This is a genomic window from Flavobacterium cauense R2A-7 (assembly GCF_000498475.1).
Taxonomy (GTDB): domain Bacteria; phylum Bacteroidota; class Bacteroidia; order Flavobacteriales; family Flavobacteriaceae; genus Flavobacterium; species Flavobacterium cauense.
Map to the genome: position 1 here is coordinate 532,689 of NZ_AVBI01000001.1, position 23,323 is coordinate 556,011.

20 protein-coding genes are annotated in these 23,323 nt (G+C 38.6%); 14 read left to right on the plus strand and 6 right to left on the minus strand.

Translation table 11 applies throughout. From position 1 onward, the window contains the following. Positions 1-289 precede the first annotated feature (289 nt). Genes FCR2A7T_RS02440 through FCR2A7T_RS02450 form a run of 3 tightly spaced genes read left to right on the plus strand, consistent with a single transcriptional unit; the run spans position 290 to position 1,216 of the window. Positions 290-619, plus strand: a complete 330-nt coding sequence (locus tag FCR2A7T_RS02440) for a YtxH domain-containing protein (protein ID WP_023569680.1) — start codon at positions 290-292, stop codon at positions 617-619. A gap of 2 nt (positions 620-621) precedes the next feature. Next, positions 622-972, plus strand: a complete 351-nt coding sequence (locus tag FCR2A7T_RS02445; protein WP_023569681.1) for a hypothetical protein — start codon at positions 622-624, stop codon at positions 970-972. Between the two features lie 7 nt (positions 973-979). Then, positions 980-1,216: a DUF6327 family protein gene (locus tag FCR2A7T_RS02450; RefSeq protein WP_023569682.1), complete on the plus strand. Its 237-nt coding sequence runs from the start codon at positions 980-982 to the stop codon at positions 1,214-1,216. 47 nt (positions 1,217-1,263) lie between these two features. Here FCR2A7T_RS02450 and FCR2A7T_RS02455 read toward each other — a convergent pair whose 3' ends face one another. Then, entirely contained in the window at positions 1,264-2,226 is a 963-nt protein-coding gene (locus tag FCR2A7T_RS02455) for an SPFH domain-containing protein (protein ID WP_023569683.1), read from the minus strand. Between the two features lie 106 nt (positions 2,227-2,332). On the opposite strand from FCR2A7T_RS02455, the gene FCR2A7T_RS02460 reads away from it, so the two are divergent. Further along, entirely contained in the window at positions 2,333-2,989 is a 657-nt protein-coding gene (locus FCR2A7T_RS02460; protein WP_023569684.1) for a hypothetical protein, read from the plus strand. Positions 2,990-3,045: 56 nt separating this feature from the next. On the opposite strand, the gene gltX is transcribed toward FCR2A7T_RS02460, so the two are convergent. Further along, positions 3,046-4,557: a glutamate--tRNA ligase gene (gene gltX, locus FCR2A7T_RS02465; protein ID WP_023569685.1), complete on the minus strand. Its 1,512-nt coding sequence runs from the start codon at positions 4,555-4,557 to the stop codon at positions 3,046-3,048. 844 nt (positions 4,558-5,401) lie between these two features. On the opposite strand from gltX, the gene FCR2A7T_RS02470 reads away from it, so the two are divergent. The 6 genes from FCR2A7T_RS02470 to FCR2A7T_RS02495 all read left to right on the plus strand — a co-directional run bounded on the left by FCR2A7T_RS02470 (position 5,402) and on the right by FCR2A7T_RS02495 (position 15,230). Beyond that, on the plus strand, positions 5,402-8,710 hold the full coding sequence (locus tag FCR2A7T_RS02470; RefSeq protein WP_035117036.1) for a DUF4175 family protein: 3,309 nt from the start codon (positions 5,402-5,404) through the stop codon (positions 8,708-8,710). Next, entirely contained in the window at positions 8,703-9,122 is a 420-nt protein-coding gene (ybeY, locus tag FCR2A7T_RS02475; protein ID WP_023569687.1) for an rRNA maturation RNase YbeY, read from the plus strand. Before FCR2A7T_RS02470 ends, ybeY begins: the two co-directional genes overlap by 8 nt. Before the next feature lie 49 nt (positions 9,123-9,171). Further along, complete coding sequence (gene mnmG / locus FCR2A7T_RS02480) at positions 9,172-11,049, plus strand: tRNA uridine-5-carboxymethylaminomethyl(34) synthesis enzyme MnmG (protein WP_023569688.1); 1,878 nt, start codon at positions 9,172-9,174, stop codon at positions 11,047-11,049. Between the two features lie 146 nt (positions 11,050-11,195). After that, complete coding sequence (locus tag FCR2A7T_RS02485; RefSeq protein ID WP_023569689.1) at positions 11,196-12,050, plus strand: class I SAM-dependent methyltransferase; 855 nt, start codon at positions 11,196-11,198, stop codon at positions 12,048-12,050. Positions 12,051-12,298: 248 nt separating this feature from the next. Then, positions 12,299-12,871 (plus strand): OmpH family outer membrane protein, encoded by a 573-nt coding sequence (locus FCR2A7T_RS02490; RefSeq protein ID WP_035117038.1) that lies wholly within the window; start codon positions 12,299-12,301, stop codon positions 12,869-12,871. 85 nt (positions 12,872-12,956) lie between these two features. Then, the gene (locus FCR2A7T_RS02495; protein ID WP_023569691.1) at positions 12,957-15,230 is read left to right on the plus strand and encodes a helix-turn-helix domain-containing protein; all 2,274 of its coding nucleotides are present in this window, start codon (positions 12,957-12,959) and stop codon (positions 15,228-15,230) included. A gap of 54 nt (positions 15,231-15,284) precedes the next feature. Here the strand turns inward: FCR2A7T_RS02495 and FCR2A7T_RS02500 are convergent, their stop codons facing one another. Next, positions 15,285-15,671: a hypothetical protein gene (locus FCR2A7T_RS02500; RefSeq protein ID WP_023569692.1), complete on the minus strand. Its 387-nt coding sequence runs from the start codon at positions 15,669-15,671 to the stop codon at positions 15,285-15,287. Positions 15,672-15,678: 7 nt separating this feature from the next. Continuing rightward, positions 15,679-16,827 carry a DNA polymerase III subunit gene (locus FCR2A7T_RS02505; RefSeq protein ID WP_023569693.1) on the minus strand — a complete coding sequence of 383 codons (1,149 nt, stop codon included), beginning with the start codon at positions 16,825-16,827 and terminating at the stop codon, positions 15,679-15,681. A 144-nt stretch (positions 16,828-16,971) separates the two neighbouring features. On the opposite strand from FCR2A7T_RS02505, the gene FCR2A7T_RS02510 reads away from it, so the two are divergent. The 4 genes from FCR2A7T_RS02510 (at position 16,972) to FCR2A7T_RS02525 (ending at position 21,614) form a co-directional block, all read left to right on the plus strand. Continuing rightward, positions 16,972-18,159 carry a phosphoglycerate kinase gene (locus FCR2A7T_RS02510; protein ID WP_023569694.1) on the plus strand — a complete coding sequence of 396 codons (1,188 nt, stop codon included), beginning with the start codon at positions 16,972-16,974 and terminating at the stop codon, positions 18,157-18,159. A gap of 104 nt (positions 18,160-18,263) precedes the next feature. After that, positions 18,264-20,144: a LysM peptidoglycan-binding domain-containing protein gene (locus FCR2A7T_RS02515; protein WP_023569695.1), complete on the plus strand. Its 1,881-nt coding sequence runs from the start codon at positions 18,264-18,266 to the stop codon at positions 20,142-20,144. A gap of 31 nt (positions 20,145-20,175) precedes the next feature. Beyond that, the gene (locus tag FCR2A7T_RS02520) at positions 20,176-21,171 is read left to right on the plus strand and encodes a DUF4837 family protein (protein ID WP_035116897.1); all 996 of its coding nucleotides are present in this window, start codon (positions 20,176-20,178) and stop codon (positions 21,169-21,171) included. After that, on the plus strand, positions 21,168-21,614 hold the full coding sequence (locus FCR2A7T_RS02525; protein WP_023569696.1) for a GNAT family N-acetyltransferase: 447 nt from the start codon (positions 21,168-21,170) through the stop codon (positions 21,612-21,614). The genes FCR2A7T_RS02520 and FCR2A7T_RS02525 overlap by 4 nt, the downstream gene beginning before the upstream one ends. Here FCR2A7T_RS02525 and FCR2A7T_RS14630 read toward each other — a convergent pair. Both FCR2A7T_RS14630 and FCR2A7T_RS02535 read right to left on the minus strand, forming a co-directional pair. After that, positions 21,611-22,504, minus strand: coding sequence for an OmpA family protein (locus FCR2A7T_RS14630; protein WP_023569697.1), 894 nt, complete (start codon positions 22,502-22,504; stop codon positions 21,611-21,613). The genes FCR2A7T_RS02525 and FCR2A7T_RS14630 overlap by 4 nt on opposite strands. Positions 22,505-22,510: 6 nt before the next feature. Next, positions 22,511-23,323 (minus strand): OmpA family protein, encoded by an 813-nt coding sequence (locus tag FCR2A7T_RS02535; RefSeq protein WP_023569698.1) that lies wholly within the window; start codon positions 23,321-23,323, stop codon positions 22,511-22,513.

Genomic DNA, 23,323 nt, shown 5'->3' on the forward strand with positions numbered 1-23,323 from the left:
TAGATTTTATAAATCAAAAACCCACTAATTTAGTGGGTTTTTTTATTATTATTAATATTTATGATTTTTATAAAAACGATTGAAAATATTTATTAAAAATAGCTTTCATAAATTTAACAGAATCCATTTAAAAAAAACAGCAAGGTGTTTCCCTTACAATATTCCGTTTATCCTCTCAAAAGCGCTTTAAATCGATTTTTGATTTTTTTACCTTACAATTAACGACCAATTAACAAAATATCTGTTTTCAATTGCTTAAATTTATAAGACTAACTAAAAAAACAGAATCATGTCTGACAACACAGGAAAAACAGTATTGGCTCTTTTAGCAGGAGCTGCTATCGGAGCAGGATTGGGAATTTTGTTTGCACCCGACAAAGGTTCCAATACCCGAAGAAAAATAAAAGACGGTTTTGAAGAAGGGAAAGAAAATTTGAAACATCGTTTTGAAGAAGTTACTGAAAATCTCAAATCAAAATTTTCAAAAGCCAAAGTAGATCTGGAAGCAGAGTTCGATCATCTGATTGCCGACAGTCATCATAAAAAAGAAGAAGTGATTGAAACCATGGAACGAAAATTGGCCGAATTAAAAAAACAGGCTGCAACTGCTAAAAATTAACTATGCCGTTTCAACATCTGAAAGAAAACGCCGAAGACATCCAGGAAAAATTAAAAAACCTGGTCGACAGCAATGTTGCTTATTACAAACTTTGGTTGTTCAAAGTCCTAATGAAATCAACAACATTGTTGCTCAAAGTGGTTTTAATGCTGCTGCTCTTTACGTTATTTCTCCTTTTCGCTTCCGTGGCTTTGGCACTATACTTGGGTGAATTATTGAATAGCAACGTTTTAGGGTTTCTGTCGGTTGGCGGAATATACATCGTCTTACTGTTGATTGTCTTTTTTATGAAAGACAAAATTGTGGAAGGCCGAGTTTTGGAAAAATTTTCAAAAGTGTTTTTTAACGAATAAAATCCGTATGGCTACCAAAGTATATTCTTCTTATCAGGAAATTGACCGCGATTTGGAAATTCTGAAACTCCAAAAGGAAATCGACACCCAGAAACTTTCACTGTCGGTAGAAAAAACGATTGATGAATTCACGCCGAGTGGAATGGTTCAAAATATCTTAGGCAATGCCGGTTCCTTTTTAACGAAATCCGGATTACTTAAAAACGTACTGCTTCCGTATCTGATTAACAGGTTTTTAAAATAAAAAAGAGGTCAAATGACCTCTTTTTTATTGCTGTTCGTTTCAGAAATTTACGCAGGATCGGAAGGATTAAAATCCAACGAGGTGTGATCGTCTTTTTTCTTGATACGCTTTGGTTGGTTTTTCATCGTTTCCCCAATTTGATTGCTGGCCGTGAACGACGCCACCATATTGTTTAACATATCGCTTCCGGCTTGCGGTGAATTCGGCAACAAAATTAAGTTTGAATTTGTATCCGCTCCGATGGCTTGCAACGTATCATAATGCTGGGTTACCACAATTAATGCCGAAGCTTCTTGTGAATTGATGCCCACATTGTTCAGCACTTCCACACTTTCCACCAAACCACGGGCGATTTCTCTACGCTGATCGGCAATACCCTGACCTTGTAAACGCTTGCTTTCCGCTTCCGCTTTGGCTTTGGCTACAATTCGGATACGTTGTGCTTCCGCTTCATATTCGGCAGCCGTTTTTTCACGATCGGCCGCGTTGATACGGTTCATCGCATTTTTTACCTGAATGTCCGGATCGATATCGGTTACTAATGTATTGATGATTTCATACCCATAGGTAGTCATCGCTTCGTTCAATTCGCGTTTTACGGCAATAGCGATATCGTCTTTTCTTTCAAAAACGTCATCCAAAATTAACTTCGGTACTTCGGCACGCACCACATCAAATACATACGAAGTAATCTGATCGTGCGGGTATTCCAATTTGTAAAAAGCATCGTATACTTTCTCTTGCAATACCTTAAACTGTACCGAAACTTTCATTTTTACGAATACGTTGTCTTTCGTTTTGGTTTCAATAATAACGTCCAACTGCTGGATTCTTAAATTAACGCGTCCCGCAATACGGTCGAAAACCGGAATTTTGATTTGCAAACCCGATTGACGGATGCTGTTGAATTTACCGAAACGCTCCACGATTACTGCTGATTGTTGCTTAACCGTAAAGAAAGAGGCCAACAACAAAAAGAAGCCAACAACTAAAAAAGGAATAATGACCATAATAAATAGTTTAGTGATTTTATAAGATTATACGGTCATACCTAATAAATGTTACAGTAATTACATAAATAAGTTTACATTTGCCAAAATTTTTTAATTTTCAACAATGAAAAAACTATACATACTTCTATTACTAACGGTAACTTTCACCGCTTTTGCGCAACACGGATACCGTGACGGAAACCGTATTGGTATTTACGGTGGCGTGAACCAAACCACTATGATTACGTCCGATTTCAATACCAAACCCGAATTGGGATGGGCTGCCGGAATGCAGGTACGCGGAAACTATTACAATAATTTCAGTATGATTTTCGGGATGCAGTTTTCTGAAAATAATTTTTCTGTGGAAACACTTTCTCCGTTACTTCAAAAACAAGATGTAAAATATAAAATAATGGGGGCTCAAATCCGACTTTTATTGAGCTATAACATCGTTAAAGATCACGTTTCTTTAGACTTCGGACCGGTTCTACAGGTAAATGACAAACTGAAAAGCGATAAGAAATACGAGGAAAACATTATTTCCGGAACTGCTTTGAATGCTAAAGACATTGCCGATATCACCAAAATAAACGGAAACCTCTATGTAGGTCTATCAGCCGGAAACCGAAGAGTGCGTTTTATTGCAAATTATCAGTTTGGTGCCAACAACATTCTGAACAATCTGAATAAAAAAGACGAAATAAAGGTTAAAAACAACAATCATTCTTTTAGTGGACACTTGGGGATTTTAAGTGGCCAGCTGTTGTTTAATTTATAAAAAAAAAGCCCCAACGATTTAAAATTCGTTGGGGCTTTTTTAGTAACGTAACTTTTTTATAATGTAGCAATTGCTTTCTGTAAACGAAGGATTGTTTCTTCTTTACCAATCATTTCCACAATATCAAACAGATGTGGACCTTTTAAAGCACCAACAAGACTCAAACGGAACGGCTGCATCACTTTGCCCATCCCAATTTCATTTTTCGTCATCCAGTCTTTTACAATCGTTTCAATGTTTACTGAGGTAAAATCGCCTATATTTTCTAAAACGGAAATCAATTCCTGCATCAAATGCGGGGTTTCTTCTTTCCAATTTTTCGACGCTTTTTCATCATACGATGTTGGCGCCACGAAGAAGAAATCGGATAACTCATATAAATCCGTAACAAACGTAGCGCGTTCTTTTACCGAAGCTACCACTTTAGTTACAAAATCAATGTTAGTTGCAATCCCTTTTTCGGTTAAAATCGGCAGGAACTTTTCCGCTAACGAAACATCCGATTGTAATTTCAAATAGTGTTGGTTGAACCATTTGTTTTTTTCCGGATCGAATTTTGCGCCCGCTTTGTGTACGCGATTCAAATCGAATTTCTGTACCAATTCCTCTAAAGAAAACAATTCCTGATCAGTTCCATCGTTCCAGCCCAACAAGGCTAAGAAGTTTACCACCGCTTCCGGGAAGAATCCTTTTTCTCGGTAACCGGATGATTTTTCTCCTGAAATTGGGTCGTTCCAATCCAACGGGAAAACCGGGAATCCTAATTTATCACCGTCACGTTTGGATAATTTTCCGTTGCCCACCGGTTTTAAAATTAATGGTAAATGCGCAAACTGTGGCGCTTCCCATCCGAAAGCCTTGTATAATAATTCGTGTAACGGCATCGATGGCAACCATTCTTCCCCACGAATTACATGGGACGTTTCCATTAAATGGTCGTCTACAATATTTGCCAGGTGATAGGTTGGCATCCCGTCGCTTTTGAACAGCACTTTATCGTCTAATAAATTCGTATCAAATTTAATATCGCCACGAATGATGTCTTTTAAATGAAGCGTTTCACCCACCGGCGTTTTGAATCGGATGACATATTCTTCACCATTGGCGATACGTTCCGCTACTTTATCCGCAGAATTCGTAATGGAATTGTCCAAATGTTCACGAACGGTATGATTGTAGATAAACGTATTTCCGGCTTCTTCGGCATTTTTACGCAACTGATCCAAATCGGCTGCCGAATCAAACGCATAATACGCCCAACCGCTGTTGATTAACTGATTGGCATATTGTTTGTACAACAGTTTACGTTCGCTCTGACGGTACGGTCCGAATTTTTCATTTTTACCCACGGTTTCATCCGGTGCAATACCTAACCATTCCAAAGCTTCCATAATGTATTGTTCGGCTCCGGGAACAAATCGGTTTTGGTCGGTATCTTCCACACGCAGGTAAAACGTTCCGCCGTGTTTTTTGGCAAATAAATAATTGAACAAGGCAGTTCGAACACCACCTATATGTAAAGGCCCAGTAGGGCTGGGTGCAAAACGCACTCTAACCGGTTTTGACATTTCAGTAAAATTTTAACGTTGTTTCGTTCGACTTTTTAGCCTCGCGTGTGCAAAGATACTTTATTAGTTTACAGTTTCCGATTTGCTGTTTAGAGTTTTTTCGGCTTACGTTTGAAATATCCACAATTGTTAATAACGCTAACTTTTCTACAACTCCTTTATTTTAAGGAATTTATAGAACTATTAGCAAAATTTACGATACCGAATTGTGAATAAAACCAATCAAAAAATAAGCAGCTTGTAATAATTTAACATCAAAATTTTACATTGTTAATGAATTTAGCCGAATCGTTGAATAACAAGGTTTTACCGATTAACAACTTATGTTGATAACTTTGAATAGAATCTGACAACAGTTTTTTGTTTGCATCGGAAATTTTTATAATCAAAAACCGGAATGAAAAATCCTAATGAAGTTTTTACTTTTTACTTTTTAGTTATCAAGATAGAAAGCAGAGTTATTAACAGAAATCAACACGGTTAATTATTAAGATTATCGGTAAAAAAATACATTTCAACGATTGTTAATAACCTAATACTTACAATTGATTTACAATATTTTAACACAAAAATACATTGTTGATAACCCGGTATAAAAAAGAATAACCCTTAAAAAAACCTTTTACAACTAAAGTTATTGCCACTATTAACAAGCTATAATAACAATCATTAATTTAAATTTTTAAAAAATATTTTTTTGTTGTTTTTAATGAATGTTCACAACTTCTGAAGTTTCAAATTGAATTTTTTAAAGTTGCTTTTCCCTTTTTCGGTTTAACGTATTTATTTGATTTTCGTTTGGATTAAAATTGTAATTTTATCGGTTATAAAGAAAGTGTTTACTTTGGAAAACAAGAATCTGATATTTCAAAAACTCGAAGCCTTCATTAAAAAGTTCTATACCAATGAGTTACTCAAAGGAAGCTTACTTTTTATTGGATTGGGACTGCTGTATTTTATGTTTACCCTTTTGGTGGAATATTTTTTATGGCTGTCTTCAACAGGAAGAACCTTTCTTTTCTGGTTGTTCATAAGTGTTGAACTTTTTCTTTTATTTCGCTTTATACTGTTTCCGGTGTTTAAATTGTTCAAACTGCAAAAAGGAATTGATTATACCGAAGCTTCAAAAATTATCGGAAATCATTTTTCGGAAGTCAGTGATAAATTAACCAATTTTCTTCAGTTGCATGATCAGTCCAATCCTTCCGAATTAGTATTGGCTTCGATTGATCAAAAAGCAAAGAATTTACATCCGATTCCTTTTGGTAACGCGATTAATTTTAAAAAGAACCTAAAATTTCTTCCGTATGCCATTGTTCCGTTATTGGTTTTACTTTTGTTTTTCATAAGTGGCAATTCGGCGATGATTACCCAAAGTCTGGATAGGGTAGTGCATTTTCAGAAACAATATGCACCGCCGGCACCTTTTGAATTTCAAATTCTCAATCCGACTTTGGTGTCGGAGCAAGGAAAAGATTTCTTACTTCAGGTGAAAACCAACGGAAAAGTCGTTCCTGAAAATGCGATGATTCTTATTGGTACTGAAAGTTATTATCTGGAAACCGTAAAACCCGGTGTTTTTCAATACAAATTTGAGAAACCTTTGGCTAACATTTCTTTTCAGCTGAAAGCCAATGCCGTAGCCTCGAATCCTTATGAACTGAATGTGGTTGCGGTTCCAACGATTGCAAACTTTGAAATGGAAGTACATTTTCCTTCCTATCTGAACAGAAAACCGGAAGTCATTCAAGGTACCGGAAATGCTTTGGTACCGGAAGGATCAAAAATTACCTGGAAGGTTAATGCATTAGCCACCAATGACGTGCAATGGAAGAGTGACGGACAAATTTTTTCTTTGCATCGCGATGCAACACATTTTAGTTTAGTTAAAAATATCAATCAAAATACTGAATATCAAATTTTTACATCTAATGCTAATGTAAAAAATCATGAAAAATTACAGTATCAGATTACGACAATCAAAGATCAGTTTCCAACCATTAATGTCCAGCAGGCTCCGGACAGTTTAAAACTGAAAAACGCGATGATTTTGGGTCAGGTTTCGGATGATTACGGACTCACAAAACTTCAGGTAGTGTTCTATCCTAAAGAAAAACCCAATGCGATTCGTCGTGGTAATCTTTCTGTTACCAAAAACACGTTTGATCAGTTTGTATATAATTTTCCTGCGGGATTAACTATTGATAAAGGCGTGGAGTATGATTATTATTTTGAAATTTTTGATAACGATGCCCTTCATAATTTTAAAAGTACGAAGTCGGCAGTCTTCAGTCATCGTGAGTTAACCGAATCGGAACAACAGGAAGAAATGTTGCAGAATCAGAATTCCAATATTAACAGTTTGGAAAAGTCGATTAAAAACCAGGACAAGCAATTATCGGAATTGGATAAATTGCAAAAGTTGGGTAAAGAAAAAACGAATCTTGATTTTAAAGACCAAAAAAAAATGAAGGATTTCATTAACCGTCAGCAACAACAAGACGAAATGATGAAAGAATTTTCGAAGAAACTGGAAGAAAATCTAGAGCAATTTCAACCCGAAAAAAAGGATGAATTCAAAGAAGAGTTGCTCAAACGTTTGGATAAAAACGAAAAGGAAATTGAGAAAAATGAAAAGCTTTTGAAAGAATTGGAAGAGTTGACCAATAAATTAAAAGAAGAAGAGCTTTTTGAAAAAGTAGATAAGTTAAAGCAGAACACGAAGGATCAGACTAAAAGTTTGGAGCAATTGGTGGAATTAACCAAACGCTTTTATGTGGAAAAAAAGGCTGAACAGATTGCCAACAAGTTGGAAGAATTATCTAAAAAAGAAGATAAATTATCGGACAGCAAAGAAAACGACGCGAAAGAACAGAATGATATCAATAAAGAATTTGATAAGATTCAGGAACAACTTAATGATTTAGAAAAAGAAAATAAGGAACTAAAAGCTCCGATGGATATTCCTAATGATAAAAAGGAACAACAAAATATTGAAGAAGATTTAAAGAAAGCATCGGAAGAACTGCAAAAGCAAAACCAGTCGAAAGCCAAACCAAAGCAAAAATCGGCGGCCAAAAAAATGCAGGAGATGAGTCAGAAAATGATGCAGTCGATGGATTTGGGCGGTATGGATCAATTGGAAGAAGATGTGAAAGTCTTGCGCCAGATATTGGACAATTTATTGGCTTTTTCTTTTTCTCAGGAAGACTTGATGCGTGATTTTAAATCCAATTCCACCCGTACACTTGGTTTTAATAAACTTTTAAAAAAGCAACAGGATTTAAAGAATCAGTTCAAACATGTAGACGACAGTTTGTTTTCACTTTCGTTACGCAATCCAAAAATTACCGAAATCATCACCAAAGAAGTGGGTAACGTACAGTACAATGTTGACAAGTCGATTGATAATTTAGTAGAAAACAATATTGGAAAAGGCGTTTCACACCAACAGTATACGGTGGCAGCAGCTAACAAACTTGCTGATTTTCTTAGTGATGCTATGAACCAAATGCAAATGCAGATGCAAATGGAAATGCAAGGTCAAGGTCATGGAAAAGGTAAACCCAAACCCGGTCAAGGTCAAGGTGGCATGCAATTAAAAGACATCATTCAAAAACAGGAAGGTTTGGCGCAGAAGATGCAGAAAGGGATGCAAAAAGGTCAAAAACCGGGAGAAGGAAAGCCGGATAAAAACGGTCAAAAAGGTGGATCTGAAGGTGAAGGAGGTCAGGATGGTGAAGGAAATGCCGGTGAAGTTTTAGAAATTTATAAAGAACAACAGCGTCTTCGCGAAGCATTGCAAAAAGCAATGGATAAAGAAGGTGTTGGTGGTATGGGTCAGAATGCGGCCAAAGAGATGCAGGATATTGAAAAGCAGTTATTAAACAAAGGCTTTAAAAATGAAACCATGCAAAAAATGCTGAATCTGAAACATGAGTTATTGAAATTAGACAAAGCGATTCAGCAGCAAGGAGAGGAAAACAAGCGACAATCGCAAACCAATACTAAAGCGTTTAATACTCAGGCTGCTCCGTTACCGGCTGCTTTAAAAGAATATTTAAACAGTATTGAAATTTTAAACCGACAAAGCTTACCTTTGCGCCCTAATTTTAATCAAAAGGTGCAAACCTATTTCAAGAGCCATGATTAGTTTTAATTACGAAAACGATTTTCAACTTGAAAATGAATCTTTATACGAAGATTGGATTTCCCGTGTTATTGCCTCAGAGAACAAAGAAGAAGGAGAGCTAAGTTATATCTTTTGTGATGATGAATATCTTCATAAAATCAACGTAGAATACCTTAATCACGATGATTTGACTGATATTATCAGTTTTGATTATTCTGAAGGAAATGTATTACATGGTGATATTTTTATTTCTATTGAACGAGTTCAGGATAATGCCAATGATTTTAAGGTTCCCTTTGAAGAAGAGCTGAAGAGAGTCATTATTCATGGGATATTGCACTACTGCGGATATAAAGATAAATCCGATTCAGATGCCGCCATCATGCGCGCTAAAGAAGAAGAAAAAATTTTATTGTTCCACGTGGAACAATAAATACATTATAAAATTAATTTCGAAACAGTAAAATGTTTCACGTGGAACAATGAGTTTATTTCAAGAGGTATATGATGTAATTGTGGTGGGTGCCGGTCATGCCGGTTCTGAAGCTGCGGCTGCAGCTGCAAACATGGGTTCCAAAACCCTGTTGGTTACGATGAGTTTGCAGAACATTGCACAAATGTCGTGCAATCCTGCCATGGGTGGAATTGCAAAAGGACAAATCGTTCGTGAGATTGATGCGTTGGGTGGGTATTCCGGAATTGTATCGGATAAAACGGCCATCCAATTCAAGATGTTGAACAAATCGAAGGGCCCAGCCATGTGGTCGCCACGTGTGCAATCGGATCGTATGCGTTTTGCCGAAGAATGGCGCTTGATGTTGGAACAAACTCCAAATCTTGATTTTTACCAGGAAATGGTAGCCGGAATTTTAACAGAGAATGGAAAAATCACCGGAATCCGTACTTCGCTTGGAATTGAAATCAAAGCCAAAACAGTAGTATTGACCAATGGAACTTTTTTAAACGGATTGATTCATATTGGGGATAAACAATTTGGTGGGGGTAGAGCAGGTGAGAGTGCTGCCTACGGAATTACCGAAGATTTGGTGAAATTAGGTTTCGAAGCCGGTCGAATGAAAACCGGAACACCGCCACGTGTGGATGGTCGTTCGTTGGATTATTCCAAAATGATTCCGCAACCGGGTGATGTCAACCCTGATAAATTTTCGTATTTAGAAAGGATTAAACCTTTAACTGTACAGAAGGATTGTCATATGACTTATACTTCGGAATTGGTACATGATTTATTACGCGAAGGTTTCGATCGTTCGCCGATGTTTAACGGAAGAATCAAAAGTTTGGGTCCGCGGTATTGCCCATCCATTGAAGATAAAATCAATCGCTTTGCCGATAAAGACCGTCATCAATTATTTGTAGAACCGGAAGGTTGGAATACGGTGGAAGTGTATGTGAATGGTTTTTCAACTTCTTTACCGGAGGAGGTACAGTTTAAAGCGTTGCGTTCGGTAGCCGGTTTCGAAAATGTGAAATTCTTCCGTGCGGGTTATGCCATCGAATACGATTATTTTCCACCAACGCAATTGAAACATACTTTAGAAACAAAATTAGTTGAAGGGTTGTATTTTGCCGGACAGATTAACGGAACCACCGGTTATGAAGAAGCGGCTTCCCAAGGATTGATGGCCGGAATCAATGCGGCGTTAAAAGCACAAGAACGCGATCCGTTTATTTTAAAACGCAATGAAGCTTATATTGGAGTGTTGATTGACGACTTAATTACGAAAGGCACCGAAGAACCGTACCGTATGTTTACGTCCCGTGCCGAATACCGAACGTTATTGCGTCAGGATAATGCCGACGATCGTTTAACGCCAATGTCACACGCGATAGGTTTGGCCAGCGACGAACGTTTGCGAAGAATGGAAAAGAAACGGGAGCAATCGGATGCGTTTGTAAACTTCTTTAAAGAAACGAGTTTAAAACCGGAAGAAGCGAATCCTATTTTAGAAAGCAAAGGATCCGCTCCGATGAGTCAGCCCGATAAAATGTTTAAAGTTTTTTCCCGACCACAAGTGGATTTGGAAGATTTTGTGAAATTTCAAAAAGTAGCCGATTATATAGCGGAACACGATTTGGATCGGGAAGTGGTCGAACAAGCTGAAATTTTAGTAAAATATTCGGGCTATATTGAAAAAGAAAAAAACAATGCCGATAAATTAAACCGCCTGGAAGATTTAAAAATTCACGCCGATTTTGATTACGATACCGTTAAATCGATTTCGCATGAAGCCCGCGAGAAACTAAAAAAAATTCGTCCGGCAACCATTTCGCAAGCGTCGCGAATCAGTGGCGTTTCTCCAGCGGACATTTCCATTCTTTTGATTCACATGGGAAGATAATAACAGTAGACAGTATTCAGTGATCAGTTAAAGTATGTTAACTAATTACTGAACACTGATTACTGAACACTAAATTTGTTCCACGTGAAACTACTTCGGGAACGCTCGTCAATAAAGAAAAGCTTAAAAATATTTTAAAATAAAAAATGAATTTTTCAGAACAAAACGTTTTTATTACCGTTACCGATCATTCCGTTTCCGGAGAAACATTCAAGCTGCTTTTGGATTCGGAGTTGCAATTGTTGAAAACGCATCCGCAACCTTCGTTGGAAAATCTTCCGAAGTATTATGAAAGCGACGATTATATTTCGCATACCGATGGCAAACGTTCGTTGTTCGAAAAAGTGTATCATTTTATCAAACGAAAAGCAATCCGCGAAAAAGTAAGTCTGATTACAAAACTTCAACCGCAAAAAGGAATGCTTTTGGATATTGGTGCCGGAACGGGTGATTTTCTTCAGGAAGCCAACAATCAAAATTGGAACTGTACCGGAATTGAACCGAGTGAAAAAGCAAAAAGCATTGCGATTACCAAAGGAGTTTCGTTTGCTGCCGATTTAGCTTCGTTGGAAAGTTATTCTTTTGATGTGATTACCATGTGGCATGTATTGGAACACGTACCGGATTTGGAACAACAAATTCTGGAATTAAAACGTTTATTGAAACCTAGTGGAGCTATTGTAATTGCGGTTCCAAATTATAAATCGTTCGACGCGCAACATTATGGAAAATTTTGGGCGGCGTATGATGTTCCCAGACACCTTTGGCATTTTTCAAAAATTGCGATCGAAAAATTATTTGCAAGAGAAAATATGAAACTGATAAAAATCCTTCCGATGGTTTTTGACAGTTTTTACGTTTCCCTTTTATCCGAAAAATACAAAACCGGAAAAATGAATTTTATCAATGGTTTTTTTATCGGATTGCAATCCAATATAAAAGCAAAGCAAAATTTTGAGTATTCTTCGCATATTTATGTCATAAAAAACAATAAAAACTAAAATAAAGCTCAATTTTAAACGTTCTAAAGCTTTAAAGTCCGAATTATTGCTAAATTTTTTAAAGTGTCTTAAATCGCTTTTAATGAATTTATTTTTAATAAAGGTGAGTTATGTATAATTTTAAAACGATAAATTAAATTTATAACAGAGATTTTTCCGAATAATAACGATTTTAAATACGAAATTTGTCATCTTTGGTACTTTCAAACGAATTGTTACTTTTACAAAAAATTAAACGCATACAAAAAATGAAAAAACTGATGTTACTTTCGATTGCCGCCTTGGCAATTATTTCTTGTAATAAAGAAACTTCCGCTCCGGAAAAAATGAAAACCGCTTATGTAGATACTTCTAAATTATTGGAAGAAAATACCGAAGCCAAAGATATTGAAGACAAATACAAAGTAAAATCAGAAGAAATGGGCCGCGAATTGCGTGGGGAAGCCAGCCGTTTTCAAAGTGAAGCAGCAGCTTTCCAGCAAAATGCGCAGTTAAAAGGACAGGCTTGGGCACAAGCAAAAGGAGCAGAATTGCAAAAAAGAGAGCAGGAGTTAAGTATGAAGCAACAAGCTATGTTACAAACCTTGCAGCAGCAAAGTGGTAAAGAAATGGACAGTTTGATCAAAAGAATCAAAACCCACATCAAAGACTACGGTAAGAAAAACGGTTACGATTATATTTATGGGACCGGAGATGCGGCGACCGTATTATATGCTAAAGATGCTTATGATATCACTGCTGAAATCGCCAAAGAAATCAACGAACAGTACAAAGGCACCGCTAAGAAAGAAGAGGAGCCTAAAACCGAAGAAAAAAAATAATCTGAAAGCCTTCCAAAACGGGAGGCTTTTTTATTTGTACCCGTTTGTCTTTTTTAGTATTTTCACGTTTTAAAATATACGCCATATGGAACAATTATCCGCCGCCGCAACCTATACCTTGCGGTTTATCAATCAAACCAACCGCTCCATTTTTCTTACCGGTAAAGCCGGTACCGGAAAAACCACTTTATTACGAGAAATCATTGCGACCACTCATAAAAACACTGTGGTGGTGGCACCTACCGGAATTGCAGCCCTTAACGCCGGTGGTGTAACGATTCATTCGATGTTTCAGTTGCCTTTTGCCGCCTTTATCCCTGATAATAAAGAACTTCCGTACTTTTCAGAAAGCGTGAAATTCGAAAATCAGGATTCTTTGCGCCGTCATTTTCAGATGAACGCTACCAAACGGGCCGTCATCCGTAATATGGAATTACTGGTGATTGACGAAGTGAGTATGCTGCGCGCCGATGTATTGGATGCGATGGATTTCATGATGCGGAAAGTACGCCGTAACGAACGTGCTTTCGGTGGGGTACAGGTTTTATATATAGGAGATTTATTACAATTACCACCTGTTGTTAAAAACGAAGAATGGCAAATGCTTCAGAAATACTACCGCGGCATGTTCTTTTTCCATTCGCATGTCATCCAGCAGTATCCGCCCTTGTATATTGAATTGGATAAAATTTTCCGTCAGACTGACAATCAGTTTATTTCGGTGTTGAACAATTTGCGAAATAACCGAATTACAACGGAAGATTTACAGGTTTTAAATCAATTTGTCAAACCCGATTTTGATGTTAAAGCCAACAAAGGGTACATCATTTTAACCACACATAATGCCAAAGCCGATACGATTAACTCGGATGCTTTGCGGGAACTTAGCGGAAAACAATACACGTACCAACCCGAAATTGTCGATGATTTTCCGGAGAAGATTTATCCGGTAGATCCAAGTCTTCAGCTGAAAGTCGGCGCCCAAATCATGTTCATCAAAAACGATCTGTCGTTTGAAAAGCAGTTTTTCAACGGAAAAATGGGGATTATCAAATCGCTTTCCGACAATGAAATTCTCGTTCACTTTCCCGAAGAAAACAAAACCATCGAAGTGGAACGCTATGAATGGCAGAACATTAGGTATAAATTAAACGAAAATACCAAGGAAATCGAAGAGGAGCTTTTGGGTACGTTTACGCATTTTCCAATCAAACTGGCTTGGGCGATAACGGTTCATAAGAGTCAAGGACTTACGTTCGACCGCGCTATTTTGGATGTATCACGTGTTTTTGCGCCGGGGCAAGCCTATGTGGCTCTTTCGCGTTTGCGTTCGTTAAACGGGCTTATTTTACTTTCGCCGCTGCAAATGAATGGCATTTCGTCCGACGAAGACGTGTTGCAATACGCTTCCAACAAAGCCAGTGAAGAAATTCTTCAGGATTCGTTAACCATAGAAACCAAAAATTATCTCTATAATTGCCTGATTTCCAGTTTCGATTTTAAAACACTCATTCAGGAATGGCGCAATCACAGTTTCAGTTACAACCAGGAAGCACCGAAATCACCGAAAATGAAACACCGGGATTGGGCCAAAACCAATGCGGAAAGTATAGCCGAATTGGGCGACGCTTCGGTAAAATTCCAAAGTCAGTTGTACAAACTGTTTTCGGAAAATCCTATGAATATTGAGTTTATCCAACAGCGTTGTGATGCGGCGTACTACTATTTTTTCAAAACCCTCGACCACAGCGTTGAAGAATTGCTGCTGAAAATTGAAGAAGTGAAACGGACAAAGAAAGTCAAAGCGTTTTACGACGAACTGTTGTTTTTGGAAGAACTGCAGGTTAAAACCGTTTTGCAACTGAAAAAAGTACGTTTGTTGCTGAAAATCATTTCCGAAGGCAAAGAAATATCGAAACAGAATTTACTTTCTGATGAAGCCCAACACTATAAAATCAATAAGTTGGTAATTGTGTCCCAACGTTTTAAAGAACAACATGCCGCTTTGGTGGAAGAAGACGGCGACGCTTCGTATTATGAACCGAAAATGAAAAAGAAAAAAGAACCCAAAAAAGCCACGATAGAAGAAACGCTGGAATTGTGGAAACAAAACCTGTCCATTCACGAAATCGCGAAACAACGCAAACTCACACCGGGTACGATTTTCAGTCATTTCACCAAACTGATCCAAATGGAAATCATCACACTTTCGGATATTTTACCCGACGACAAAATCGCTGCATTGCGCGAAGCGTTCTATGATTTCAAAGGCGAAAGTCTGGGTGAATTAAAAGAAATTCACGGCGATAAATTTTCGTGGGATGAATTGAAGTTGTTTAAAGCCAGTCAACAAAAATAAAAAAAGCCGTAACGGTTGAAAATGACGACTTTTTAAGTTTTATCGGTTGAATTCTTATAGCCAATACACCGCCAAGATCGCCGGTATAAAATAAATTACGATTGTTCTTGCTCCGTCGTAATCTTTCGCGATACGTTGTCCGAAAAGTAAAAACAGCAACGTAATGCAAGACATCACTGCGCCGTAATGACCGATAACCGTGCTTCCGTTGGCAAAAAGCTGAATCGCTCCGGCCACACATAAAGCTCCGGCAATCACTTCGGTAATTAAAACTACGCCCAATGCGGCTGGGACATTGTTTTTGATAAAGGTTTGGGAAAAATGCCCTTTCAGCCATTCCACGTTGCCTTTCCAGTCGGCGATTTTATCGTATCCGGATTGTAAAAAAGTGATGGCTAAAAAAGCTAAGATTAAGATGCCGAAGATTTCTGTATTTGTCATAGTCGTGTTATTTTTTATGAATTAATCGGGTTAGTTTTATGGAGAGATCGGTTAAAATAATTTTGGCATTTCCGTTGCGTTCAATGTGATAAATCGCATCGGAAAGTTCGTTGAAAATTTCATTGATGTTGTTGCCGTTCACAAAAGGTGCAAAATTTTCCAGTTTGAATTTGTCCACCGTTGGTTCGATGTACACCAGCGATGGCGATTGGTAATTCAACAACAACGCCTGACGAAACATTTCCACGCAAAAATGCAGAAACTGTTTTTGTGCTTCCCGACCGATACCCGCAATTTCATCGCTCCAAGAGGTCAGCTCCAAAATGGCGGCAGCATTTCCTTTGGCACGGAAGGCGGCGCGGACCCATTGTACAAACCATTCTTCAAACGGGAATTCGGTTTCGTCTTTGTGCAGAAGATGTAATGCTTTGTTGAAATTTCCCTGCGATTGGTGTGCGATGCGCAACGCCAGTTTTTCATCAATATTTTCACGTGAAACCAAGGCATCGGCAATGACACTTTCGGGTAAACCCTGAAAATCCAAGACCTGACAGCGCGATAAGATTGTCTGCATGATATCGTCCTGATTTTCGGTAATTAAAAGAAAAACGGTTTTTTGCGGCGGTTCTTCCAGTAATTTCAACAATTTATTGGCGGTGGCGGTATTCATTTTATCGGCCATCCAGATAATCATCACTTTGTAACCGCCTTCGTAGGCTTTCAGCGAAAGCGATTTCATAATTTCCTGTGCTTCGTCTACCCCAATCTGTCCCTGTTTGTTTTGGATTCCGAGTGATTTCAGCCATTCGAACAAACTGCCGTAGGGATTTTCGACAACAAACTCGCGCCATTGCTTCATGAAATTGGCACTGACCGGATGGCTTTTTACCTGATCGTTCGTGGCCACCGGAAATACAAAATGTAAATCGGGATGCGAAAAATGTTCGAATTTTAGGTTGCAGGCTTCGTTGCCGTTGGTGTTTTCACCGGAAACATTGCCACACAAAATGTATTGCGCATAGGCAATTGCCATAGGTAAAGTTCCGGATCCTTCGGGGCCCACAAACAATTGTGCGTGTGGAATCCTGCCGGAATCGGCACTTTTGGTTAAATGACTTTTGATGTGGTGTTGTCCTAAAATTTCCCTGAATAGCATGAAGCAAAGATAACAGAAAGTTCCAAAGTTTGAAATTTTGAAGACATTGAGAAATTCTTAAAAATTTATAAGAAAAAAGGCTGAAAAAAGAAAAATTGTATATTTGCTGATTAAAGAATAAACAATCAACAAAATAACACCCTGATGAAAACCCTTAACAATTTTAATTTTTCTGGTAAAAAAGCCCTAATTCGTGTCGATTTCAATGTGCCGTTAGACGATCATTTCAAGGTAACCGACGCCAACCGAATCGAAGCGGCAAAACCAACGATTGATAAAATTTTGAAAGACGGGGGTAGTGTTATTTTGATGTCGCACTTGGGAAGACCCAAAGGCGTTGAAGAAAAATATTCTTTAAAGCATATTGTTTCAAAAACGGCTGAAGTTTTGGGTGTTCCGGTAAAATTTGCTTCCGACTGTATTGGTGAGGTAGCGGAAAAAGCTGCTGAGGATTTACAACCCGGAGAAGTTTTACTATTGGAAAACCTTCGTTTTTATGCCGAAGAAGAAAAAGGCGATGTGGCCTTTGCCGAAAAATTAGCAAAATTGGGCGACATTTATGTGAATGACGCTTTCGGAACGGCGCACCGAGCCCATGCCTCAACTACGATTATCGCACAGTTTTTCCCGAATAACAAATGTTTCGGAATGCTTTTGGCGAAAGAAATCGAAAGTTTAAACAAAGTGTTGAACAATTCTGAAAAACCGGTTACTGCTGTGCTTGGCGGATCAAAAGTATCTTCCAAAATTACAGTGATTGAGAATGTGTTGGATAAAATCGACCACATGATTATCGGAGGTGGAATGACCTTTACCTTCATCAAAGCCTTGGGCGGGAACATTGGAAATTCGATTTGTGAAGATGATAAAATGGCGTTGGCACTGGAAATCATGGAAAAAGCCAAAGCGAAAAACGTTCAGATTCATTTACCGGTGGATGTGGTAGCGGCTGATGCGTTTTCCAATGAAGCAAACACCCAAATCGTTGACGTTTACAATATTCCGGAGGGTTGGCAAGGATTAGACGTAGGTCCGAAATCATTGGAAGCCCTGAAAGAGGTGATCAAAAATTCAAAAACCATTCTTTGGAACGGTCCGTTAGGGGTGTTTGAACTGGAAAAATTTGCGGAAGGCACCATCACTTTGGGGAACTTTATTGCCGAAGCAACCAAAAACGGCGCCTTTTCATTGGTAGGCGGCGGTGATTCGGTTGCGGCCGTAAAACAGTTCGGATTGGAACCCAAAATGAGCTATGTTTCTACGGGTGGCGGGGCGATGCTGGAGATGCTGGAAGGTAAAACCTTACCCGGAATCGCGGCCATTTTAAGTTAAAATTTTAATTTTTAACAATATTTAAACAATTTATAAGTTATAAGCTATTATGTTTGTAATTATTGATAAGAGATTGAATGATAATGAGTTATAAAATAACGCGTATGAACAAAATAAAAGCATTTTCCTTGGTATTCGGAATTTTCTCTCTCGCCGCAATGGCTCAGGAGTCTGCCGAAAAAGAGGTGCAACTTACTCAGCTCCCAAAGCTATCGTATCTTGATTCTATTAAATCAACCTTTGTGTACCACGAGACCAGCAACTGCATTGATGAAATGTGGATGAAGGAATTGAACAATCAGGAACTTTTTGACGAAATGCAATCGGAAATCGCTAAAGTGAACAGTAGTGAAGCGGTTTCGTATGATTTGTCAACCGATCTTTTAAAAGAACGTCTGAAAAAACTCGACGAAAAATCACCGTTCAATGTCGAATACAACCCAACCGTTGAAAACGTAATCAAATCGTTTCTGAAAAACCGTCCGCGTGCTTTCGAACGCTTGATGGCGGTATCCGAATATTATTTTCCAATGTTCGAATCCAAATTGTCCAAATACGATCTTCCCTTGGAAATCAAATATTTAGCGATTGTGGAATCCGCATTGAACCCGTTGGCAAAATCCCGAGTAGGGGCGAGCGGTTTATGGCAGTTCATGTATGAAACCGGAAAACAGTACAATCTGGAAGTCAATTCGTATGTAGACGAACGTTACGACCCGTTGAAAGCTACAGAAGCCGCTTGCCAGTATTTCACCAACATGTTTAAAATTTTTGGCGACTGGGATTTGGTTTTAGCGTCTTACAATACCGGACCGGGAAACATTTCCAAAGCAATTCGTCGTTCGGGTGGGCACACCAATTACTGGAACATCCGCAAATACATGCATCCGGAAACGCAAGGCTATTTGCCGGCATTTTACGCGACGATGTATGTGTACGAATACAAAAAAGAGCACGGAATTGTTCCAAAAAAAGCGTCAACCACGTATTTCGAAACGGATACGGTAATGGTTAAAAAGCAAATGTCTTTCAAACAGATTGCTGATTTATTGGACATGCCGGAAGAACAGTTGCGTTTTTTAAACCCGATTTACAAGCGTAACGTGGTCCCTTTTGTTTCCGATAAAGCGCATTATATCCGTTTACCGAAAAACAAACTGGCGATTTTTACCTCGAATGAAGATAAAGTGTATGCTTATATCGATTATGAAGAGAGCAAACGCGAAAAACAGGAATTCAAAGTTAAAAAACCACGAATTTTTACCAGAGATTCTATTCAAACGGCTGTAGCGTCATCGGAGAATAACCAGAATTCTGCTGAAGAGGAGGAAGTGGTTACCAAAGCGGTTAAAAAACTGAAAACCAAATTCTACACCGTGAAACGCGGGGACAATTTATCGGAGATTTCAGAGAAAAATAATGTTTCCATAGCCGAATTGAAGAAATGGAATAAAATTAAAGGTACTTCCGTTAATGCGGGTCAGAAACTGAAAATTCAATACGAAACTTCGGTTGTAGTTGCCGAGAAAACGGCACGAAAGAAAAAAATCGATACGCTTAAAGTTTCGGAACCGGTTGTGAAAAGCACCGAGCCAAAAACAGAAGTTGCGGTTAACGAAAAAATGTATGTGGTACAAAAAGGGGAGAACCTAACACAGATAGCTGCCAAAAATAACATTACGATTGCTCAGTTGAAAGAATGGAACAGTCTAGAAGACGAAGGAATCAAAGCCGGTCAGGAACTAAAAATCCAATCGTCTGAAGAAACGGTTGCAGCGGTTGAGAAAGAAGATAAAAAAGAAGTTAAGAAAACCTCAATCAAAACCAGAAGTTTCGAAAAAGAACGTATGTATGTGGTGCAGAAAGGCGATTCTTTAATCAGCATTTCCAAAAAGCAAGGCACTACAGTGGCTGAGATCAAAAAACTCAACAACATCAAAGGAGACAACATTCAACCCGGAATGAAACTCAAAATCAACGGATAATTTAGTAAATTCGCTTTTCAAACCATCAACCGTGAGAAAAGCGAATTTTTTTTTCTGCCTCTTTTTAATTTCACTTTTGTTTTCCTGTAGCAAAGAAGCCAAGCAGGACGATTTGGTTTTGCCTGCTTCCACCGGAAAAATCAACACGATTTCGGTCATTATCGATGATGTTTTGTGGAATGGCGATGTGGGCGATTCGCTTCGGAAAAAACTCGCCGCTCCGGTAGACGGTCTTCAGGAAGAAGAACCACTGTTTACCATCAACCAGTATTCTCCTAAAATTTTTGACAGTTCTGTACGGTTGGGCAGAAACATTCTTGTGGTAAGCAAGGCTCCGGATGCCGAATTCAAACATGTGATGGACAAGCACGCGGCACCGCAAAACGTGTTTTACATTACCGGACACAATCTGAAAGAAATTATTGAAACGATTGATCTTCATGCCGCAACATTAATCAGCAGCATTAAGTTTTATGAAATAATCGAAAACCAGAAAACCACCGCGGCATCGCTTTTCAACGATAAGAGAATCAATCAGAAATTTAATATTGCGCTTCAGATTCCAAGCAGTTTTTCCTATGCGCTGATCAAAGACCGATTCGTATGGTTAAAGAAAGATATTCCGTCCGGGAATTCGAGTCTGTTGGTATACCAGGTACCGTATTCGGCTTTCAAGAACGGAAAAATTGTTCAAAACGCGGTACGACTTCGGGATTCTGTCGGAAGAAAATACATTCACGGGATGTTGGACAAATCGAGTATGGTTACCGAAGAGAGTTACTATCCCTACGTATCGGAAACTAAAATCGATGAACATCAGGCTTTTGAAATCCGCGGTACCTGGGAATTGGCCAACAATTTTATGAACGGTCCGTTTATCAATTACGCCATCAGCGACCCGAAAAACAAGCGGTATATTATCGTGGAGGGTTTTGTTTATAATCCGTCCAGCACCAAACGCGACATGATTTTTGAACTGGAATCCATCATTAAATCCATCCAATTTTTAAAACCCAAGAAAAAATGAAACCAAAATTCGAAATAAAGCCATTTAAGGCACTTTCTTTATCTGAACTATACCAAATACTGCAATTGCGTTCAGAAGTGTTTGTGGTGGAGCAAAAATGCGTTTATCAGGACATTGATGGAAAGGACGAGAAAGCGTTACACCTTTTAGGAGTTTATGACGGTGTGCTGGTAGCTTACGCGCGATTGTTTCAGCCCGGAGATTATTTTGAGTTTGCCTCTATTGGACGCGTGATTGTCAAGCAGGAGTATCGCGATAAAAAGTGGGGACACGATTTGATACGTGAAGCCATTAAAGGAATTTCGGAACAGTTTGGTACTTCGGAAATTACTATTTCCGCACAGTTGTACCTGCAGCGATTTTACGAAAATCACGGTTTCATACAAACCAGCGAAATGTATCTGGAAGACGATATTCCGCACATCGAAATGAAAAAAGCTTAATCGATACTGGTAATACTGATTTCCACGCGCTTGTTGTTGCGTTCTTTTTCGCCTTCCAAAGGATAATCACGCCCGAAACCTTTGTAGGTCATGCGTTCTTCGGGAATACCGTTGGCTTTTAAGTAGGCAAAAATGGCTTTCGCCCGAGCTTCAGACAGGTTACTGATGCCGGTATCTTCATCGACAGCATCACGGAAATAATCGGTATCAATACAGCAAACGTGCCCCTGAATCTGAAATTTAAAGTTCGGATTGTTGCGCAGTTCTGTCAGCAATTTTTCAAGTTGTTTTTCCGATTTTCGTAGCAAAACAGCGCGGCCACCTTCAAAATACAAGTCTTTCAGTTTAATGATATCGCCTACTTTCAGCGGTTTGTCTTCGAAGGTTTTTAAACGCAACTGACGGTTTTCAACCTGTATTTTCGTGGGTAAGGAATCTTTCGGTTTACTTAAATCGATAAAATCATTGTGAAAATATTCGAGATAGATATCCACTCTTCGGTTCAATTGACGGGTGGCATCCAATTCGTCTTCACTCAATTGCAATTCGGTAATCCGTAAATCGATTTTTCCTTTCCCTTCCACGTTTTTTTGTTTGGAAGCGATTTCCTGAAGGATGTCGGAAACGGTTTTGGCACGTCGTTGTGAAAGTGCTCTGTTGTATTCGATACTTCCCCTGTCGTCACAGAATCCTTCCAGTCCGATGGAAAGAATTACAATGTCGCCCAGACTTTTTACATAATCATTAAGCCTTTTGTCTTCTTCGTCGGTAAGTTTGTGTTTGTCGAATTCAAAATAGACGGAATACTTGTCGGTTTTTACCTGTGTCAGCTCTTGCGAATAACAAAACGTCAGGCCGAATAAAAAAAATAAAGTAGCGAATTTCTTCATAAGCCGTTATATTTTTGTAATAACCAATTCCACGCGTCGGTCTTGATCGGGACCATTTCCTAAAGGACGGGTATTGCCGTAGCCTTTATACGTCATTCTTTTTTTATCGATTCTTTTAAAAATCAGGTATTTGTATACTGCTTCTGCGCGATTGATCGACAACATTCGTTTTCGGGTGTCTTTGTCGATGGCTTCGCGTTGAAAAGTGGGTGTACAGCAAATGTGTCCTTGAATTTCGAATTCGATGTTTTTGTATTTGTGAAGAATGCGCGCTACGCGTTCCAATTCCAATTTGGATTTTGACGTCAGTTTACTGCTTCCGTTGTCAAACAAAATCTTTTCCAGGTAAATACGGTCGCCTACAACCAAATCTTTTTTCAGGTCTTTGTAAACGCCCGGAATCGGTTTTGGCGGTACCCGTTTAAAATTCATCACTACATCGACACGACGGTTTTTCTGGCGCACTTCCGGAAGATTGTCCACGATATCGTCGTCAATCAAGATACGGCCTTTGCCTTCAATAGTTACGATAATGATATTCCTGATGCCTTTTTCAATCAACTTTGCCTTGATGGTATTGGCGCGTTTCATGGAAAGTTTGTAATTGTAGGCGTCTTTTCCTCTGTCGTCACAATACCCGTAAATCTGTACACTTTCGATTCTGGAGGTGTCAATTGCTTTTACGAAAGCCACCACATCAGTAGCTTGTTTTTCATCGAGATTGAATTTATCAAACTCAAAATAAACGGAATGTACCACCTCTTCCTGAGCAGAAACAAGATTGGTAATAAACAGCAATAGGAAAAGGATTTTCTTCAT

Coding starts and splice junctions, on each gene's coding strand:
- FCR2A7T_RS02440 (WP_023569680.1), top strand. CDS start 290: ATGTCTGACAACACAGGAAAAACAGTATTGGCTCTTTTAGCAGGAGCT.
- FCR2A7T_RS02445 (WP_023569681.1), top strand. CDS start 622: ATGCCGTTTCAACATCTGAAAGAAAACGCCGAAGACATCCAGGAAAAA.
- FCR2A7T_RS02450 (WP_023569682.1), top strand. CDS start 980: ATGGCTACCAAAGTATATTCTTCTTATCAGGAAATTGACCGCGATTTG.
- FCR2A7T_RS02455 (WP_023569683.1), bottom strand. CDS start 2,226: ATGGTCATTATTCCTTTTTTAGTTGTTGGCTTCTTTTTGTTGTTGGCC.
- FCR2A7T_RS02460 (WP_023569684.1), top strand. CDS start 2,333: ATGAAAAAACTATACATACTTCTATTACTAACGGTAACTTTCACCGCT.
- gltX (WP_023569685.1), bottom strand. CDS start 4,557: ATGTCAAAACCGGTTAGAGTGCGTTTTGCACCCAGCCCTACTGGGCCT.
- ybeY (WP_023569687.1), top strand. CDS start 8,703: ATGATTAGTTTTAATTACGAAAACGATTTTCAACTTGAAAATGAATCT.
- mnmG (WP_023569688.1), top strand. CDS start 9,172: ATGAGTTTATTTCAAGAGGTATATGATGTAATTGTGGTGGGTGCCGGT.
- FCR2A7T_RS02485 (WP_023569689.1), top strand. CDS start 11,196: ATGAATTTTTCAGAACAAAACGTTTTTATTACCGTTACCGATCATTCC.
- FCR2A7T_RS02490 (WP_035117038.1), top strand. CDS start 12,299: ATGAAAAAACTGATGTTACTTTCGATTGCCGCCTTGGCAATTATTTCT.
- FCR2A7T_RS02495 (WP_023569691.1), top strand. CDS start 12,957: ATGGAACAATTATCCGCCGCCGCAACCTATACCTTGCGGTTTATCAAT.
- FCR2A7T_RS02500 (WP_023569692.1), bottom strand. CDS start 15,671: ATGACAAATACAGAAATCTTCGGCATCTTAATCTTAGCTTTTTTAGCC.
- FCR2A7T_RS02505 (WP_023569693.1), bottom strand. CDS start 16,827: ATGCTATTCAGGGAAATTTTAGGACAACACCACATCAAAAGTCATTTA.
- FCR2A7T_RS02510 (WP_023569694.1), top strand. CDS start 16,972: ATGAAAACCCTTAACAATTTTAATTTTTCTGGTAAAAAAGCCCTAATT.
- FCR2A7T_RS02515 (WP_023569695.1), top strand. CDS start 18,264: ATGAACAAAATAAAAGCATTTTCCTTGGTATTCGGAATTTTCTCTCTC.
- FCR2A7T_RS02525 (WP_023569696.1), top strand. CDS start 21,168: ATGAAACCAAAATTCGAAATAAAGCCATTTAAGGCACTTTCTTTATCT.
- FCR2A7T_RS14630 (WP_023569697.1), bottom strand. CDS start 22,504: ATGAAGAAATTCGCTACTTTATTTTTTTTATTCGGCCTGACGTTTTGT.
- FCR2A7T_RS02535 (WP_023569698.1), bottom strand. CDS start 23,323: ATGAAGAAAATCCTTTTCCTATTGCTGTTTATTACCAATCTTGTTTCT.